The sequence below is a fragment of the Rubrivivax gelatinosus genome (assembly GCF_004340905.1).
GTDB lineage: Bacteria > Pseudomonadota > Gammaproteobacteria > Burkholderiales > Burkholderiaceae_C > Rubrivivax > Rubrivivax gelatinosus.
Genome location: NZ_SLXD01000001.1, coordinates 305848 through 321131, shown reverse-complemented (window position 1 = coordinate 321131; position 15284 = coordinate 305848). Strand labels below are relative to the sequence as shown.

The window sequence follows — 15284 nt, the reverse complement described above, 5'->3', positions numbered from 1 at the left end:
CATGCTGCGCTGCAACCTAGAGTGCAAGCCATGGATCTCGCACTCGACTGGCATGGCACGACGGTGGCGCTGCGGCGCCGCTGGCGGCGCAGCCGCGTCGCGCAGCTCGGCGCCATCGGCGCCGTCTGGGCGGCCGGTGAACTGATCGTGCGCTCCACCGGCCTGCCGCTGCCCGGCGGGCTGGTCGGCATGGCGCTGCTGCTCCTGCTGCTGGCCACCGGCGCGGTGCGCGTGGCGAGCTGGCGCCGCGGCGCGAGCTGGCTGATCGCCGAGATGCTGCTGTTCTTCGTGCCGGCGGTGCTGGCGGTGCTGGACCACCCGGAGCTCTTCGGCTGGCTGGGCCTCAAGCTGCTCGTCGTCATCGCCGGCGGCACGCTGGCGGTGATGGCCGCCACCGCGCTGGCCGTCGAGTGCATGCTGCGCCGCGGCGTGGCGCAGCCGTGATGGCGATGTTCTCGGCGTCGGCCGCCGCTGCGGTGCTGCTGTGGTCGGCGCCGACGATCGCCGCCTATGCCGCGGCCAAGGCGCTGCACCGCCGCCATCCGCGCGCCTGGACCCTGCCGCTGCTGCTGGCGCCGGCGGTGCTGCTGCTCGTCGTGCTGGCGCTGCACGGCAGTTATGCCGAGTACCTGCGCGGCACGCACTGGCTGCTGGCGCTGCTGGGGCCGGCGACGGTGGCCTTCGCGGTGCCGGTCTGGGAGCAGCGTGCGCTGCTGCGCCGCCATGCCGCGGCGCTGGCCGTCGGCATGGTCGTCGGCAGCACGGTGTCCATCCTCACCGCCTGGTGGCTGGCGTCCTGGCTGGGGGTCGGCGGCGAGCTGCGGCTGAGCCTGGTGCCGCGTTCGGTCAGCACGCCGTTCGCGATGACGGTGGCCGGCGACATCGGCGGCGTGCCCGACCTGGCGGCGGTGTTCGTCGTCTTCACCGGCGTGCTCGGCGCGACGATCGGCCAGGCGCTGATGCGCTGGCTGCCGCTGCGCTCGACGCTGGCACGCGGCGCGCTGTTCGGCATGGGCGCGCACGGCGCCGGTGTCGCCCAGGCGCACCGGGTCGGCGCCGAAGAGGGCGCGGTGGCCGGGCTGGTGATGGTGCTGGTCGGGGCGCTGAACGTGCTCGTCGCGCCGCTGCTGGCCGTCGCGCTTCGCTGAAGCCTCAGCCGCCGCTCATGCCGGCGACCAGCGTGCGCACGTTGTACTCGTAGAGCGCGAGAAAACTCGCTGCCGTGCCGCCGGGCGCCGACAGCGCGTCCGAATAGAGCCGCCCGCCGATGCGCGCGCCGGTCTCGCGTGCGATGCGCTCGACGAGCCGCGGGTCGCTGATGTTCTCCACGAAGACCGCGCGCACCTGCTGCTGGCGGATCTGGCGCACCAGCCGGCCGACGGCTGCGGCCGAGGGCTCGCTGTGCGTCGTCCAGCCCTGCGGCGCGAGGAACTCGATGCCGTAGGCCGCGCCGAGGTAGCCGAAGGCGTCGTGCGAGGTGATGACGCGGCGCTGCTCGCGCGGCACCGTGTCGACCAGGCGGCGCAGCCGCGTGTCCAGCACCGCCAGGCGCTCGCCGTAGGCCGCGGCACGGGCCTCGAACTCGGCGCGCCGCTGCGGCCAGCGCCGCGCCAGCGCGGCGGCGATCGTCGCGACGTAGCGCCGGGCGTGGGCCAGGTCCTGCCAGGCGTGCGGGTCGGCGTCGCCGTGGTCGTGGCCATGACCATGGTCGTGTTCGTCGTGCTCCGCGTGGCGCGGCGTGATGCCCTCGCTGGCCACGACGATCTCGCCGCGGTAGCCCGAGTTCTTCACCAGCCGCGTCATCCAGCCTTCGAACCCCAGGCCGTTGACGACGACGAGGTCGGCGCCGGCGAGCTTGCGCACGTCGCCCGGGCGCGGCTCCCAGGCGTGGGCGTCGGCGTCGGGGCCGACCAGCGAGACGACCTCGAAGTCCGGCGGCGCGACCTCGTGCACCAGGTCGGCGAGGATCGAGAAGCTGGCGACGATGCGCCCGCCGCGCGGCGCTTGCGCGAAGACGGGCGCGGCGGCGCAGGCCAGCGCGGCGGCGAGCAGCGAACGGCGGGGCAGGGTGGTCATGGGTCTCAGCGTTGAAGGTGGTGGGCGGCCTGGAAGCGGCGCACCAGCACGCCGTCGCGGCGGCCGAACAGCACCGAGCCGAGATAGGCCAGGCCGCAGACGAGCACGATGCAGGGCCCCGACGGCAGCTCGGCGTGGTAGCTCCAGAGCAGGCCGAGGGCACCCGAGGCGGCGCCGATCGCGGCGGCCACGGTGCACATCGCCGCCAGCCCCGCGGCCCAGAAACGCGCCGCCGCGGCCGGCAGCATCATCAGGCCGACGGCCATCAGCGTGCCCAGGGCCTGGAAGGCGCTGACGAGATTGGCCACCAGCAGCACCAGCAGCAGCGCGTGCACGGTGGCGCCGGGGCCGCCGACGCTGCGCAGGAAACCGGGGTCGCAGCTCTCCAGCACCAGCGGCCGCCAGGCCAGCGCCAGCGCGAACAGCGTCAGGCTGGCGACGCCGGCGGTCTGCAGCAGCGCCGCGTCGTCGGCGGCGAGCACGCTGCCGAACAGCAGGTGCATCAGGTCGACCTGGCTGCCACGCCAGGACACCAGCAGCACGCCCAGCGCCAGCGCGATCAGGTAGAAGGCGGCGAAGCTCGCGTCCTCGCGCTGCGGCGTGTTGCGCGTGACGAAGCCGGCGGCCAGCGCGACGATCAGCGCGGCGACGAAGCCGCCGGCGCTCATCGCCGGGAACGACAGCCCGGCGATCAGGTAGGCCACCGCCGCACCGGGCAGCACCGCGTGGGCGAGCGCGTCGCCGGCCAGGCTCATGCGGCGCAGCACCAGCAGGCAGCCGATGGGCGCCGCGCCCAGCGACAGCGCGAGCGTCGCGACCAGCGCGCGGCGCATGAAGCCGAACTCGACGAAGGGTTGCAGCAGCTCGGTCACGGCGCCGTCTCCTTCTCGACGGTGCAGCGCGGCGCGTGCGTGTCCCAGGCCTCGGCCATGCGGCGTGCGGCACCCAGGTGTTCGTCGCACAGCACCTCGGCCGTCGCCCCCCAGGCGACGCGCTCGCGCGCCAGCAGCAGCGTGCGCTCGAAGTGCGCGCGCACCTGCGGCAGGTCGTGCAGCACCGCGATCAGCGTGCGGCCTTCGGCCTTCCAGCGCTCGAGCAGCGCCAGCAGGTCGGCTGTGGTGCGTTCGTCGAGCGCGTTGAAGGGTTCGTCCAGCAGGATCAGCGCCGCGTCCTGCACCACCAGGCGCGCGAACAGCACACGCTGCATCTGGCCGATCGAGAGCTCGCCGATCGGGCGCTGCTCGAAACCGTCGAGCCCGACCGCGTGCAGCGCCGCGTGCACCTGCCCGCGCATCGCCTCGTCGACGGCGCCGAAACAGCCGATGCGCTGCCACAGCCCCATCGCGACGAACTCGTGCACCCGCACCGGGAACGAACGGTCGATCTCGCCGGCCTGCGGCAGATAGGCCACACGCAGCGCCGGGTCGCGTTCGACGCGGCCCTGGTAGCGCCGCAGCGTGCCGCCGAGCACCGCCATCAGGCTGCTCTTGCCGGCGCCGTTGGGGCCGACGATGGCGGTGGCGCAGCCGGCTTCGAAGGCGCCGCTCAGGTGGTGCACCGCGGGGTGGCCGCGCCAGGACACGGTCAGGTCGTGCAGGCGCACGGCGGCCGCGCGTGCGGCGGCCGGCTTCGTGGCCGGTTCCACCGCGTGCAGATGGGCTCCGGTTGTGTGGCGCGTGGTCATGACATCGCCCAGGCGACCGCGGCCCAGAGGGCCGCGACGATCAGTGCCGCGCCCGCGAGACGGGCCAGAGCGCCTGCCATCAGCATCGTGTTGCTCCGGCCGACATCAGTTGGCAGCCGCGGGCGTGCCGCAGTCGCGGCAGCGGCCGTACAGCGTCAGCTCGTGGTCCTCGACGGCGAAGCCCGGCGGCGCCAGGTGCGACAGGTCGCCAGGGCAGGCATGCACGTCGAAGACACGCTGGCAGCGCGTGCACTGGAAATGGTGGTGGTGGCGGTGTTCGGCGGCCTCGTAGCGCGGCACCTCGCCGGGCAGCGTCACGGTGCGCAGCAGGCCTTCGTCGACCAGCGCCTTCAGGTTGCGGTAGACGGTGGCGATGCCCAGGCCGGGTGCCGTGCGCTGGGCGCGCTCCAGCACCTCCTGCGGCAGCAGCGGGCGGGCGGCTTCGGCGATCGCGACGCGGATCGCGGAGCGCTGGCGGGTGTTGCGTTCCATGGGCAGGAGGGGTGAGCGGGTTCTAATGATATTGCTGTCGCAATATCGTGGCCTGCGCTGCGGGCATCGGCTAGGCTCGCGGCTCCGTCAGAACCGCTACCCGTCCGCCGATGAACCGTCGTCCGTCTTCGTCCGCCGTCCCGCCGCGCCGTGCGGCGCTTGCCGCCCTGGCTGCTGCCGCGCTGCTGTCCGCCTGCGCCGCCGCGCCGGTCGCCCCCGCGCCGGCCCAGCCGAAGAACGTCATCGTGATGATCAGCGACGGCGCCAGCTGGAACACCTGGGAGATGGCGGCCCACTTCCGCTCCGGCGCGCGCGCCAACGACCTGCCCGAGTACCAGCTGCTGACCGAGCGCTGGGGCGTCACGACCTTCCCGCTGAACACCTCGACGAAGCCGACGCACGACGCGACGCCGCAGGTGAGCTACGACCCGGCGCGCGCCTGGGACCCCAGCCCGGTGGCCCCGGTGCCGGGCGACGCCTACGCCACCGCGATCGCCGGCTACCAGTACCTGAAGCGCCAGTACACCGACTCGGCCGCCGCCGGCACCGCGCTGGCCTCCGGCACCAAGACCTACAACAACGCGATCAACGTCGACAACTTCGGCCAGCCGCTGGACTTCGCGACGCGCATCGCGCGTGGTGCCGGCAAGGCCACCGGCGTCGTCACCTCGGTGCCGCTGGCGCACGCCACGCCGGCGGCCTTCGGCGCGCGCAACGCCAGCCGCAGCCGCATGAGCGAGCTCGCACGCGACATGCTGCGCGACGGCAACCTCGACCTGATCATGGGCGCCGGCCACCCCGAGCACGACGGCAACGGCGCCAGCGTGCTCGGCCTGTCGGCCGCCGATTGCGCCGCGCGCACGGCCTGCGCCAAACGCTGGGACGTGCTCGCCGAAGCCGAGTGGCGCGAGCTGCGCGCCGGCACGCTGCGCCCGGCGGGCGCCGAACGGCCGTGGACGCTGGTCGAGGACCGCGCCGAGTTCGAACGCCTGGCCGCCGGCCAGCGGCGCGTCGACGGCCCGCTGCTCGGCATCCCGCGGGTGCGCTGGACGCTGCAGCAGGCGCGCGAGGACGAGGTGCTGGGCGCGGACCCGGCGCAGCCCAGCGGCGTGCGCCGCATCGCCGGCGTGCCCGACCTGGCGACGATGGCCGGCGCCGCGCTGCGCCACCTGGAGCGCGACCCCGACGGCCTGTTCCTGATGATCGAAGGCGGCGCCGTCGACTGGGCGGCGCACGCCAACCAGGCCGGCCGGCTGGTCGAGGAGCAGACCGAGTTCAACGCCGCGCTGGCCGTCGTCGAGGCCTGGATCGCCGCTCACGGCGGCTGGGAGCAGAACCTGCTGATCGTCACCACCGATCACGGCAACGGCCTGCCGCTGGGGCCGCAGTCCGACCGCGTCGCCTTCCAGGCCGTGCCCAACGGCGGTGCCGGCGTGCGCCCGGCACCGCGTTTCTGGAGCGACAACCACACCAACGAACTGGTGCGGCTGTGGGCGCGCGGTGCCGGCGCGGAGCGTTTCGCCGCCCACCAGCGTGGCCGCGACCCGCGTTTCGCCGAGGTCACCGGCCACAACGACGACGGCCGCTACGTCGACAACACCGACGTCTTCCGCGTCGTGAAGGCGGCGCTGGAGCGCTGATGCTCGCCGCCGCGCTGCTGCTGGCGGCAGCCGCCGGCACGGCGCCGATCTGCCGCGACGGCGTGCGCCCGCCGCCGGCTTTCGTCGTCGCCTCGCCGGCCCTGGTCGACGACCCGGCGCGTGGGCTGCAGTGGCAGCGCTGCCCCTGGGGCCAGAGGGGCGAGCACTGCGCCGACGGCGCCCCGCGCCGGCTGAGCGCGATGCAGGCCCAGGATCTGGTCGCACGACTGGTGCGTGACGGCTGGTTGGGCCGCCACGACTGGCGGCTGCCGACCCGCGCCGAGCTGCGCACGCTGGTCGACGGCCACTGCGTGGACCCGGCGATCGACGGCCGCGTCTTTCCGGCGACACCGCCGCTGTGGTTCTGGAGCGCCGACACCGAGCCGGGCAACGACTACGACGCCTGGGCCGTGGACTTCCGCAGCGGCGACGAGGTGCTCGACGACCGCAACCTGCCCAACGCCGTGCGGCTGGTGCGCCCCCGGCGCTGATCAGGCGCGGCGGCGGCCGGCCACGATGGCCGGCGCCAGGCCGAACTCGCGCCGGAACGCGGCTGCGAAGTGGCTGAGGTTGGTGTAGCCCAGCTCCAGCGCGACGTCGGTGACACGCGCCTCGCCGGCCAGCAGCCGCCGCCGCGCCTCGTGCATGCGTTCGCGCTGGAACAGCGCGTAGGCGCTGCAGCCGAAGAGCGAGCGAAAGCCGCGCTGCAGCCGCAGCACGCTCAGGCCGTGCGTGGCGGCCAGGTCGGCCAGCAGCGGCGGCGCCGCGAGGTCGGAAAGCAGCCGGTCGCGCGCCTGCAGCAGGCGGCGGCGTTCATCGGCGCCCAGGCCTGCGGCCGCGCCGTCGCGCCCCGCCTCCAGGCACAGGCCGACGAAGGCCAGCGCCTGGCCCTGCAGCCACAGCGCATGGCGAGGCGGCGCGCCGGGCAACAGCGCCTGGTGCAGCGACTGCGCCACGGCGTGCAGCTCGCGCCCGTGCAGGCCGTGGGCCAGGCAGTGGCCGTCGTCCAGCGCGCATTGCAGTGCCCGGTCTTCGCCGGCCCAGGCGCGCAAGAGCGCCGGCCGCAGCATCACCGAGACGCTGCAGTACTCGCCGTGCTGCAGGAAGCGGCCGCGGCTGTCGGGGCCGTAGTGCAGGTGGCCGCGTGCGGCGGGGAAGTCGTGCTCTTCGCGGCGCCGGCCGTGTTCGATGCGGCAGCGGCTGCGCCCGCGCAGCGCGTAGCCGAAATGCACCGCGTCGCTGTCGTCGCGCAGCCGCAGCTCGCAGGGCGAATCGAAGCCGGCCTGCCAGCCCAGCAGCGCCACGCCCTCCTGCAGCCCGACGATCGACAGCCGTGACCAGGCGCCGCGGCCGAAGTCCAGCTGCTCGTGGCGCTCGAGCAGGTCCGAGGCCTCGACCTCGACGGGGTGGGGAGACGCGGCGTGGCTCATGGTGCGGCGGCATCGATCCGGGCGGAAGACGATGCGATTCGGGTGGTGATGCAAATGCGAATCACTATCATCTGAAGTTTACCGCCATCACCGCACCCGACCATGTCCGAGGCCGCCCAGCTCGCCGGTGTTCCGCAGACCATGCTGTGGACGCTGCACAACCGCGCCACCGAGGCCCTCCGCCCCGACGGCTGGCTGCGCGACCCCGAGGCCGTGCGGCTGTACCGCAGCATCGCCTACGACTACGAAGCCCACTTCCGGCGCGCCGACGGCTCGCACGCGATGCGCTCGCTGATGTTCGACGAGGCGTTGCGCCCCTGGCTGGCGGCGCACCCCGGCGGCACCGTGGTCGAGCTCGGCTGCGGGCTGGAGACGCAGTTCCAGCGCTGCGACGACGGCCGTGTGAACTGGCTGTGCGTCGATCTGCCCGAGTCGATCGCGGTGCGCGAGCGTTTCCTGCCGCCGTCGCCGCGCTGCCGCCACCTCGCGCTGAGCGCGCTGGACACACGCTGGATCGCCGAGGTCGATGCCGCGCGCGGTGTTTTCGTCTCGGCGCAGGGCCTGTTCATGTACTTCGACGAGGCCGAGGTGCGCCGCCTGTTCTGCGCCATCGTCGACGCCTTCCCCGGCGGCGAGCTGATGTTCGACGTCATCCCGCGCTGGTTCTCGCGCAAGACGATGCAGGGCCTGGACCTGACGCCGCACTACCGCGCGCCGCGCATGCCCTGGGGCATCAACCGCGACGAGATCGCGCCGCTGCTGCGCGGCTGGAGCCCGCGGCTGGCCTCGGTGCGCGAGGAACCCTATCGCCGCGTGCGCGGTTTTGCCGGCGCGCTGATGCCGGTGGTGGCGCCGCTGCCCTGGCTGGGCCGGTTGCTGCCGACGATCGTGCAGGTGCGCATCGCCGGCTGAGCGCCGCCGCGCGCCGCCGCCGCGCGCGCTCCCTTCATCGTTTCAGGAGTCCGTCTTGAACCTTCGACGCCGCCCGCTGCGGGCGCCCCGTCCGGCCGTGCTCGCCCTGGCGATCGCCGCCGCGGCCGCCGTGCCGGCCCGGGCCGAACAGATCATCGTCACCGCCAACAAGATCGAGGAGCGGCTGCAGGACGTGCCCGCCAGCATCACCGTGCTCGACGGCGAGGCGCTGGCGCAGCGAGGGCTGCACTCGATCGCCGACGTCGTGCGGCTGGTGCCCAACATGTCCTCGTCCTTCGTGTTCTCGGAGGAGGTCAACCTGCGCGGGCTCAACGCCTCGACCTTCACCAACCTGAACCCGGTGGTGCTCTACGTCGACGGCGTGCCGTACTCGAGCCGCTACGCCTACGACACGCTGCTCGAGGGCGTCGAGCGCGTGGAGGTGCTGCGCGGCCCGCAGGGCACGCTCTACGGCAAGGATTCGATCGGCGGCGTGATCAACGTCGTCACGCGCGCGCCGGGCCCGCGCTGGCAGGGGCGGGCCGGGGTCGAAGTCGCCAACCAGAGCGGCCGCGCCGCCGACTTCTCGCTGTCCGGGCCGCTGGCCGTGCCGGGCCTGACGCTGGCGCTGGCCGGCCGCGTCGCCGGTGACGACGGCTGGATCGACAACCACCATGGCGGCACGGGCGAAAACGCCAACGACCGCGCCGAGCGCCGCCTCGCACTGACGCTGGGCTGGGCGCCGAGCGAGCGCCTGGACATCAAGCTCGCGCTGACCCACGACGCCGACCGTCGCGACTGGATCGACGGTGGCCTGGCGCCCAGCGGCACCTCGTTCGCCGCCTACGACCGCGACGACGCCGAAGACGCCGACTACGACGTCGCCACACGCACCAAGACCATCACCAACGCCCAGGCGCTGCGCCTGCGCTGGCGCCTGGGCGACGGCCGCGAGCTGAACGCGGTGACGACGCACAAGACGCTGGGCGTGCAGGGCGCCTACGACCGCGACTGGGGATCGCTGGCGCTCTACGACGGGCTCGAGCAGTTCCAGTACTCGCGCTTCGAGACCTGGACGCAGGAGCTGCGCCTGTCCGGCGGCGCGCGCGGCGGCACCCGCTGGGTCACCGGCGTCTATGCCGAGCGCGACCGCTACCGCAACACGCGCTACGGCATGCAGTACCCGGGCGAGGCGATGGGCGAGCCTTTCGGCCCCGGCGTCGACCTGGACCTGGACGATCCGTCGACGACACGCACCACCACCGCCGCGGTCTTCGGCCAGGCCGTCGTCGCGCTCGCCCCGCGCTGGGAGCTGACGCTGGGCGCGCGGGCGCAGACCGTGGACAAGGCCTTCGTCTCCGACTACCGGCTCGGCCCGGTGGGTGGCAGCGGCGCGACGGTCTACGCGCTCGACGCCGAGCACCGCTGGAACGCGCTGCTGCCCAAGGCCGCGCTGCGCTGGCAGGCCACGCCCGACTGGAGCGTCTGGGCTTCGGTCGCCAAGGGTTACATCCCCGGCGGCTACAACTTCTGGACCTCCAGCGCCGTCGAGTCCGAGAACCGCTTCGAGCCGCAGACCTCGCTGAACTACGAGCTCGGCCTGCGTTCGGCGCCGGGCCGGCTGCAGCTGTCGGCGGCGCTGTTCTACCTGGACATCCGCGACATCCACGTCTATTCGTACGACGCCGGCAGCGGCCAGATCTTCACCTCCAACGCCGGCCGCGGCCACTCCTACGGGGCCGAGCTGGAGGCCAATTACGTGCTCTCCGACCGCTGGGAGCTCGACGCCGCGCTCGGCGCCACGCACGCGGTCTACGACGAGCACGGCAGCGAAGCGGCCGAGGGCGCGAACATCGAGCGCACGCCGGCCTACACGCTGGCCGTCGGCCTGCAGTACCACGACGCCGAAGGGCGCTACGCGCGCGTCGACCTGCGTGGCCAGGGCCGGCGCTGGTTCGACGCCGCCAACACCCGCCGCAGCGGCGCCTGGACCGCGGTCGACCTGCGCGCCGGCTGGCAGCGCGGCGCCTGGGACGTCTACGCCTGGGTGCGCAACGCCGGCGACAAGCAGGTCGTCAGCAGCGTCAGCGAGATGGACGTCGGCGACCTCGTCGTCTACAGCGAACCGCGGCGCTTCGGCCTCGGCGCGCGCTGGCGCTTCTGATGACCGCTGCCGAACACGCGCGCCCGCCCTGGGCGCTGCTGCTGAGCCTGTACACGACACAGTACCTGGCACCGGGCTTCTTCATGGTCGCGCTGGTGGCCATCCTGCGCCGCGCCGGCATGCCGCTGGAGCAGCTCGGCGCGATCTACCTGCTGGGCCTGTTCTGGGTCCTGAAGTTCCTCTGGGCGCCCTGGGTCGACCGCCTGTCCTTCGGCCGCTGGGGCCATGAACGCGGCTGGCTGCTGCTGGCCCAGGCCGGCATGGTGCTCGCGCTGCTGGCGATGGCGCCGCTGGACCCGGTGCAGGACTTCAGCCGGGTGCTGGCCGGCTGCGTCGTCGTCGGCGCGCTGTCGGCGACGCAGGACCTGGCCGCCGACGCGCTCGCCTGCCGCCGTCTCGCGCCGTCCGACCGCGCGCTGGGCAACGCGATCCAGGCCGCCGGCGGCCTGCTCGGCAACCTGCTCGGGGCCGGCGCGGTGCTGGTGCTCTACGAGCGCATCGGCTGGGCCGGCGCGATGGCGCTGCTGGCCGCCGGCACCGCCGTCAGCTGGGTGCAGCTGCTGGCGCTGCGCGAGCCGCCGCAGCCGCGTGTGCCGCCCGAGCGGGCCGGGCTGCGCGCCAGCGTCGTCGGCCTGTGGCGCCGCCCGCAGGGCGCCCGCTGGCTGGCGATGCTGGCGCTGTACCCGGTGGGCGTCAGCATGGCCTACGCGCTGCTGACACCGCTGCTGGCCGACGCCGGCTGGTCGCTGGAAGGCATCGGCTGGGTGGTCAACGGCCTGGGTTCGCTGCTGGGCATCGTCTCGGCGCTGGCCACCGGCTGGCTGATCCGCCGCGGCGGGCGCCGCCGGGCGCTGGTCGTCGCCGCGGCGCTGCAGGTGCCCGGCGTGCTGGCGCTGCTGCCGCTGGTCGGCGGCGACAGCGGCACCGGCGCGGCGCTGGCCGGCGCCGGGCTGCTGTTCCTGTTCTACAACCCGGCGCTGGTCGTGATGTCCACGCTGATGATGGACCGCGTCGACCCGGCGCGCCCGGCCACCGACTACGCGCTGCAGTACGGCCTGTTCCTGGGCTTCGCCACCGTGGTCACCGGCGGCGCGACGGCGCTGGCCGGCGTGCTGGGCTACGGCACCGTGCTCGCGCTGGCGGTGCTGGCCGCGCTGGCGGCCGTGCCGCTGGCGCTGACGACCAACGCCGGCCTTGCCGGTCCCCAGGAGCCCGCCGCGCGGGCCGCGACCCGATGAACGAGAGCCCCGAAACCGCCAGCGGCGCGCGCGCCGCGTGGGCGATCATGGACCCGGTGCGCGGGCGCATCCACGCCGCGATGGCCGTCGCCGCGGCCAGCGTGCTGCTGGGCATGGCGGCGCTGGCGGCGCTGGCGCTGGCCGTGCAGGCGCTGCTGCACGCGCCCGGCCACTGGCCCGCCGGCCCGCTGCTGGCGGCCGCCGTCTGCACCGTCGGTGCCTACGTGCTGCGGCTGCACGCCTTCAACCGCTCGCACTACGCCGCGTTCCGCCTGGAGACGCTGCTGCGCACGCGGCTGGCCGAGCACGTCGCGCGGCTGCCGCTGGGCGAGGTGCAGCGCCTGGGCCCGAGCGCGCTGGCCAAGGTGGTGCAGGACGACGTCAAGGCGCTGCACGTCTTCGTCGCCGACAGCACGCCGCTGTATGCGCGCGCCTACGTCGCGCCGGTGGCGACGCTGCTGGCGCTGCTGCTGCTGGACTGGCGCCTGGCGCTGGGCGCGCTGGCGGTGCTGGTCTTCGGCGTCGCGGTGATGTCGCTGGCGATGCGCGGGCGCGGCGAGATGTCGCGCCGCTATCACGCCGCGCGCGAGCAGGTCGGCGCCGCGGTCGTCGAGTTCGTGCAGGCGATGCCCGTGGTGCGCAGCTTCGACACCGGGCGTGCCACCTTCGGCCGCTACGAGCGGGCGCTGGCCGCCTACCTGGCGATGCTGACCGACTGGTACCGCGCCGCCGGCTTCAGCGCACGTTTCGCGCTCGCCGTGCTGGGGCCGCTGCCGACGCTGCTGGCGCTGTTCGCGCTCGGGCTGTGGCTGTGGCCGGACCTGAGCTTCGAACGCTGGCTGGCGCTGCTGCTGCTGGGCACCGGCATGGCCGAGGCGCTGATGCCGCTGATGTCGCTGATGCACCTGGTCGACAAGGCCAGGCTCAGCGTCGACCGCATCCACCAGGTGCTGGCGCTGGCGCCGCTGCCGCTGCCGGCCACGGGCCGGGTGCCGCAGGACGCGAGCGTCGAGTTCGACGGCGTGTGCTTCGCCTACGACACGGCGTCGGCGGCGGCGCTGGAGGCGGTGAGCTTCCGTGTCGCGCCGGGCAGCGTGACGGCGCTCGTCGGTCCCTCGGGGGCCGGCAAGACGACGGTCGCGCGGCTGATCCCGCGCTTCTGGGACGTGCAGCGCGGCGCGGTGCGTGTCGGCGGCGTCGACGTGCGCGAGATGACGCCGCAGGCGCTGATGGCCCAGGTGGCCTTCGTCTTCCAGGACGCCTTCCTGTTCGCCGGCAGCGTGGCCGACAACATCCGCCTGGGCCGGCCCGAGGCCACGCCCGACCAGGTGCAGGCGGCCGCGCGCGCGGCGCAGGCGCACGACTTCGTCGCCGCGCTGCCGCAGGGCTACGACACGCCGGTCGGCGAACGCGGCGTCTTCCTGTCCGGCGGCCAGCGCCAGCGGCTGACGATCGCGCGCGCCATCCTGCAGGACCGGCCGATCCTGGTGCTCGACGAGGCCACGGCCTTCGCCGACCCGGAGAACGAGGCGGCGATCGTGCAGGCGCTGTCGGCGCTGATGCGCGGGCGCACGGTGATCATGGTCGCGCACCGGCTGGCGACGATCCGCGATGCCGACCAGATCCTGGTCTTCGACCGCGGCCGCCTCGTCGAGGCCGGCCGTCACGACGAACTGCTGCCGCGCGCCGGGCTCTATGCCCGTCTCTGGCAGCACCACGAGCGCGCCCAGCACTGGGCGCTGCGCACCGGCCACGCGGCCGGGGAGGGCGCACGATGAGTTCCGCACACGCCGGGCTGCGGCCCACGCCCTGGATCGACACCTACCGCCAGCTGCTGCGCAGCGCCGGGGCGCAGGCGCCGGCGCTGCGCGCCAGCCTTGCCGGGCTGGTGGCCGCCGCGGCGCTGCAGGGGCTGGCGCTGGCCTGCGCCTACCCGCTGCTGCAGGCGCTGCTGACGCGGGGCGATGCGCGCGCCGCCTGGGGCTGGCTGGGCGCGATGGCGGCGCTGGGGCTGGCGTCGACGGCGCTGCGCTGGCGGGCCCAGGGCTTCGACTACGACGGCCGCATGGCGCTGACGACGCACGAGCTGCGCACCCGGCTGGGCGAGCAGCTGCGCCGCATGCCGCTGCTGCAGCTGCAGGACCGGCGCAGCGGCGAGGTCCACGCGATGCTGCTGGGCAACGTCGACGAGAACCTGAACTACACGCTGACCATCGTCAACCTGGTCGCCGTCGCGCTGGTCACGCCGCTGGCCGCGGCGCTGGCGGTCTTCGCCTTCGACTGGCGGCTGGCGCTGGCGCTGCTGCTGGTGTTCCCGGCGATCGTGCCGCTGTACCGCTGGCGCCGGCCGGCCTTCGGCCGCGGCATGCGCGCGCTGGGCGCCGCGCACGCGCGCAGCGCCGCCGACACGCTGGAGTACATGCAGGGTCTGCCCGCGCTGCGCGCCGCCTGCTGCGACGGCGAGCGCGCGACGGCGCTGTGCGCCGGCTTCGCCGAGTTGGAACGGCTGCAGACCCTGGGCCAGCGCAAGGGCAGCAAGCCCAACGTGCTCATCGCCAGCGTCGTCGAACTCGGCCTGCTGGCGATCGCGGCGGCCGGCGCCGCCTGGGTGGCCGCCGGCACGCTGGACCTGGCGCTGCTGGCCGCGACGCTGGTGCTGGTCGTGCGTTTCGCCGGGCCGCTGTCGGACTTCGTCGCCTACACCGCGATCTTCGAGCTGATCGAGGCCGCGCTGGAGCGCATCGACGCGCTGATGGCGGTGCAGCCGCTGCCGCAGCAGCAGCCACAGCGGCGGCCCCAGGGCCACGAGCTGCGGCTGGAGGGTGTGGGCTTCGCCTATCCGGACGGCACGCCGGTGCTGCGCGGCGTCGACGTCGTGCTGCCCGAGCGCAGCATGACGGCCGTCGTCGGCCCTTCGGGCTCGGGCAAGTCGACGCTGCTGCGGCTGCTGCTGCGCCACGCCGACCCGCAGCAGGGCCGCATCCTGCTGGGCGGCGTGGACCTGCGCGCCATTCCCGCCGAGACGCTGAACGCGCAGGTCTCGGTGGTGTTCCAGGACGTCTACCTGTTCGACGACACCGTGCTCGCCAACATCCGCATGGCGCGGCCCGAGGCCGGCGACGAGGAGGTGCGCGCCGCGGCGCGCGCGGCGCAGTGCCTGGACTTCATCGAGCGCCTGCCGCAGGGCTGGCAGACGCGGCTGGGCGAGATCGGCGCGCGCCTGTCCGGCGGCGAGCGCCAGCGCATCTCGATCGCGCGTGCGCTGCTGAAGGACGCGCCGATCGTCGTGCTCGACGAGCCGACCGCGGCGCTGGACACCGAGAGCGAGCTCGCCGTGCAGCGCGCCATCGACCATCTGGTGCGCGAGCGCAGCGTCATCGTCATCGCCCACCGGCTGTCGACCATCGCTGCGGCCGACCGCATCCTGGTGCTCGACGAGGGCCGGCTGGTGCAGCAGGGCCGCCACGACGAGCTGCTGGCCGTGCCCGGCCGCTACCGCGCGATGTGGCAGGCGCAGCAGCAGGTCAAGGCCTGGCACGTCGGCGCGGCCTGAACCCGGGCGCTGTCGCGGCGGCGCGACAAGGTACATGCTGTCATGGTGCGCATTCGCAAATGCGAAGCAGTCGCATTACAGTTCGCCGCCGCCTG

General features: G+C 74.2%; 14 protein-coding genes. 9 read left to right on the top strand and 5 right to left on the bottom strand.

Annotated features, from left to right (window positions below; translation table 11 throughout):
* The first annotated feature begins 30 nt into the window (after positions 1–30).
* Both EV684_RS01545 and EV684_RS01540 read left to right on the top strand, forming a co-directional pair.
* Positions 31–444, top strand: a complete 414-nt coding sequence (locus tag EV684_RS01545) for a CidA/LrgA family protein (RefSeq protein WP_132644437.1) — start codon at positions 31–33, stop codon at positions 442–444.
* Positions 444–1148: an LrgB family protein gene (locus tag EV684_RS01540; protein ID WP_132644436.1), complete on the top strand. Its 705-nt coding sequence runs from the start codon at positions 444–446 to the stop codon at positions 1146–1148. Before EV684_RS01545 ends, EV684_RS01540 begins: the two co-directional genes overlap by 1 nt.
* Before the next feature lie 4 nt (positions 1149–1152).
* Here EV684_RS01540 and EV684_RS01535 read toward each other — a convergent pair whose 3' ends face one another.
* The 4 genes from EV684_RS01535 to EV684_RS01520 form a co-directional block, all read right to left on the bottom strand.
* Positions 1153–2076 carry a metal ABC transporter solute-binding protein, Zn/Mn family gene (locus tag EV684_RS01535; protein WP_132644435.1) on the bottom strand — a complete coding sequence of 308 codons (924 nt, stop codon included), beginning with the start codon at positions 2074–2076 and terminating at the stop codon, positions 1153–1155.
* A gap of 5 nt (positions 2077–2081) precedes the next feature.
* Complete coding sequence (locus EV684_RS01530; protein ID WP_165908383.1) at positions 2082–2909, bottom strand: metal ABC transporter permease; 828 nt, start codon at positions 2907–2909, stop codon at positions 2082–2084.
* Positions 2910–2944: 35 nt separating this feature from the next.
* Positions 2945–3721, bottom strand: a complete 777-nt coding sequence (locus EV684_RS01525) for a metal ABC transporter ATP-binding protein (protein ID WP_132644433.1) — start codon at positions 3719–3721, stop codon at positions 2945–2947.
* Between the two features lie 144 nt (positions 3722–3865).
* The gene (locus EV684_RS01520) at positions 3866–4252 is read right to left on the bottom strand and encodes a Fur family transcriptional regulator (RefSeq protein WP_132644432.1); all 387 of its coding nucleotides are present in this window, start codon (positions 4250–4252) and stop codon (positions 3866–3868) included.
* Between the two features lie 110 nt (positions 4253–4362).
* Between EV684_RS01520 and EV684_RS01515 the strand changes: the two genes are divergently transcribed.
* Both EV684_RS01515 and EV684_RS01510 read left to right on the top strand, forming a co-directional pair.
* Positions 4363–5892, top strand: coding sequence for an alkaline phosphatase (locus EV684_RS01515; RefSeq protein WP_132644431.1), 1530 nt, complete (start codon positions 4363–4365; stop codon positions 5890–5892).
* Positions 5892–6383 carry an Lcl C-terminal domain-containing protein gene (locus tag EV684_RS01510; RefSeq protein ID WP_132644430.1) on the top strand — a complete coding sequence of 164 codons (492 nt, stop codon included), beginning with the start codon at positions 5892–5894 and terminating at the stop codon, positions 6381–6383. Before EV684_RS01515 ends, EV684_RS01510 begins: the two co-directional genes overlap by 1 nt.
* Here the strand turns inward: EV684_RS01510 and EV684_RS01505 are convergent, their stop codons facing one another.
* On the bottom strand, positions 6384–7322 hold the full coding sequence (locus tag EV684_RS01505; protein WP_132644429.1) for a helix-turn-helix transcriptional regulator: 939 nt from the start codon (positions 7320–7322) through the stop codon (positions 6384–6386).
* A 102-nt stretch (positions 7323–7424) separates the two neighbouring features.
* Here EV684_RS01505 and EV684_RS01500 point away from each other — a divergent pair, with 102 nt between their 5' ends.
* Genes EV684_RS01500 through EV684_RS01480 form a run of 5 tightly spaced genes read left to right on the top strand, consistent with a single transcriptional unit; the run spans position 7425 to position 15189 of the window.
* The gene (locus tag EV684_RS01500; RefSeq protein WP_132644428.1) at positions 7425–8234 is read left to right on the top strand and encodes a class I SAM-dependent methyltransferase; all 810 of its coding nucleotides are present in this window, start codon (positions 7425–7427) and stop codon (positions 8232–8234) included.
* Between the two features lie 55 nt (positions 8235–8289).
* Positions 8290–10398, top strand: a complete 2109-nt coding sequence (locus EV684_RS01495) for a TonB-dependent receptor (RefSeq protein WP_132644427.1) — start codon at positions 8290–8292, stop codon at positions 10396–10398.
* On the top strand, positions 10398–11636 hold the full coding sequence (locus EV684_RS01490) for an MFS transporter (protein WP_132644426.1): 1239 nt from the start codon (positions 10398–10400) through the stop codon (positions 11634–11636). Before EV684_RS01495 ends, EV684_RS01490 begins: the two co-directional genes overlap by 1 nt.
* Positions 11633–13414 carry an ABC transporter ATP-binding protein gene (locus EV684_RS01485; protein ID WP_132644425.1) on the top strand — a complete coding sequence of 594 codons (1782 nt, stop codon included), beginning with the start codon at positions 11633–11635 and terminating at the stop codon, positions 13412–13414. Before EV684_RS01490 ends, EV684_RS01485 begins: the two co-directional genes overlap by 4 nt.
* Positions 13411–15189 carry an ABC transporter ATP-binding protein gene (locus EV684_RS01480; RefSeq protein ID WP_132644424.1) on the top strand — a complete coding sequence of 593 codons (1779 nt, stop codon included), beginning with the start codon at positions 13411–13413 and terminating at the stop codon, positions 15187–15189. The genes EV684_RS01485 and EV684_RS01480 overlap by 4 nt, the downstream gene beginning before the upstream one ends.
* Positions 15190–15284 lie beyond the last annotated feature (95 nt).

What these genes read in the sequence shown, in the direction of transcription:
- EV684_RS01545 (WP_132644437.1), top strand. Translation starts at nt 31, where the DNA reads ATGGATCTCGCACTCGACTGGCATGGCACGACGGTGGCGCTGCGGCGC.
- EV684_RS01540 (WP_132644436.1), top strand. Translation starts at nt 444, where the DNA reads ATGGCGATGTTCTCGGCGTCGGCCGCCGCTGCGGTGCTGCTGTGGTCG.
- EV684_RS01535 (WP_132644435.1), bottom strand. Translation starts at nt 2,076, where the DNA reads ATGACCACCCTGCCCCGCCGTTCGCTGCTCGCCGCCGCGCTGGCCTGC.
- EV684_RS01530 (WP_165908383.1), bottom strand. Translation starts at nt 2,909, where the DNA reads ATGCGCCGCGCGCTGGTCGCGACGCTCGCGCTGTCGCTGGGCGCGGCG.
- EV684_RS01520 (WP_132644432.1), bottom strand. Translation starts at nt 4,252, where the DNA reads ATGGAACGCAACACCCGCCAGCGCTCCGCGATCCGCGTCGCGATCGCC.
- EV684_RS01515 (WP_132644431.1), top strand. Translation starts at nt 4,363, where the DNA reads ATGAACCGTCGTCCGTCTTCGTCCGCCGTCCCGCCGCGCCGTGCGGCG.
- EV684_RS01510 (WP_132644430.1), top strand. Translation starts at nt 5,892, where the DNA reads ATGCTCGCCGCCGCGCTGCTGCTGGCGGCAGCCGCCGGCACGGCGCCG.
- EV684_RS01505 (WP_132644429.1), bottom strand. Translation starts at nt 7,322, where the DNA reads ATGAGCCACGCCGCGTCTCCCCACCCCGTCGAGGTCGAGGCCTCGGAC.
- EV684_RS01500 (WP_132644428.1), top strand. Translation starts at nt 7,425, where the DNA reads ATGTCCGAGGCCGCCCAGCTCGCCGGTGTTCCGCAGACCATGCTGTGG.
- EV684_RS01490 (WP_132644426.1), top strand. Translation starts at nt 10,398, where the DNA reads ATGACCGCTGCCGAACACGCGCGCCCGCCCTGGGCGCTGCTGCTGAGC.
- EV684_RS01485 (WP_132644425.1), top strand. Translation starts at nt 11,633, where the DNA reads ATGAACGAGAGCCCCGAAACCGCCAGCGGCGCGCGCGCCGCGTGGGCG.
- EV684_RS01480 (WP_132644424.1), top strand. Translation starts at nt 13,411, where the DNA reads ATGAGTTCCGCACACGCCGGGCTGCGGCCCACGCCCTGGATCGACACC.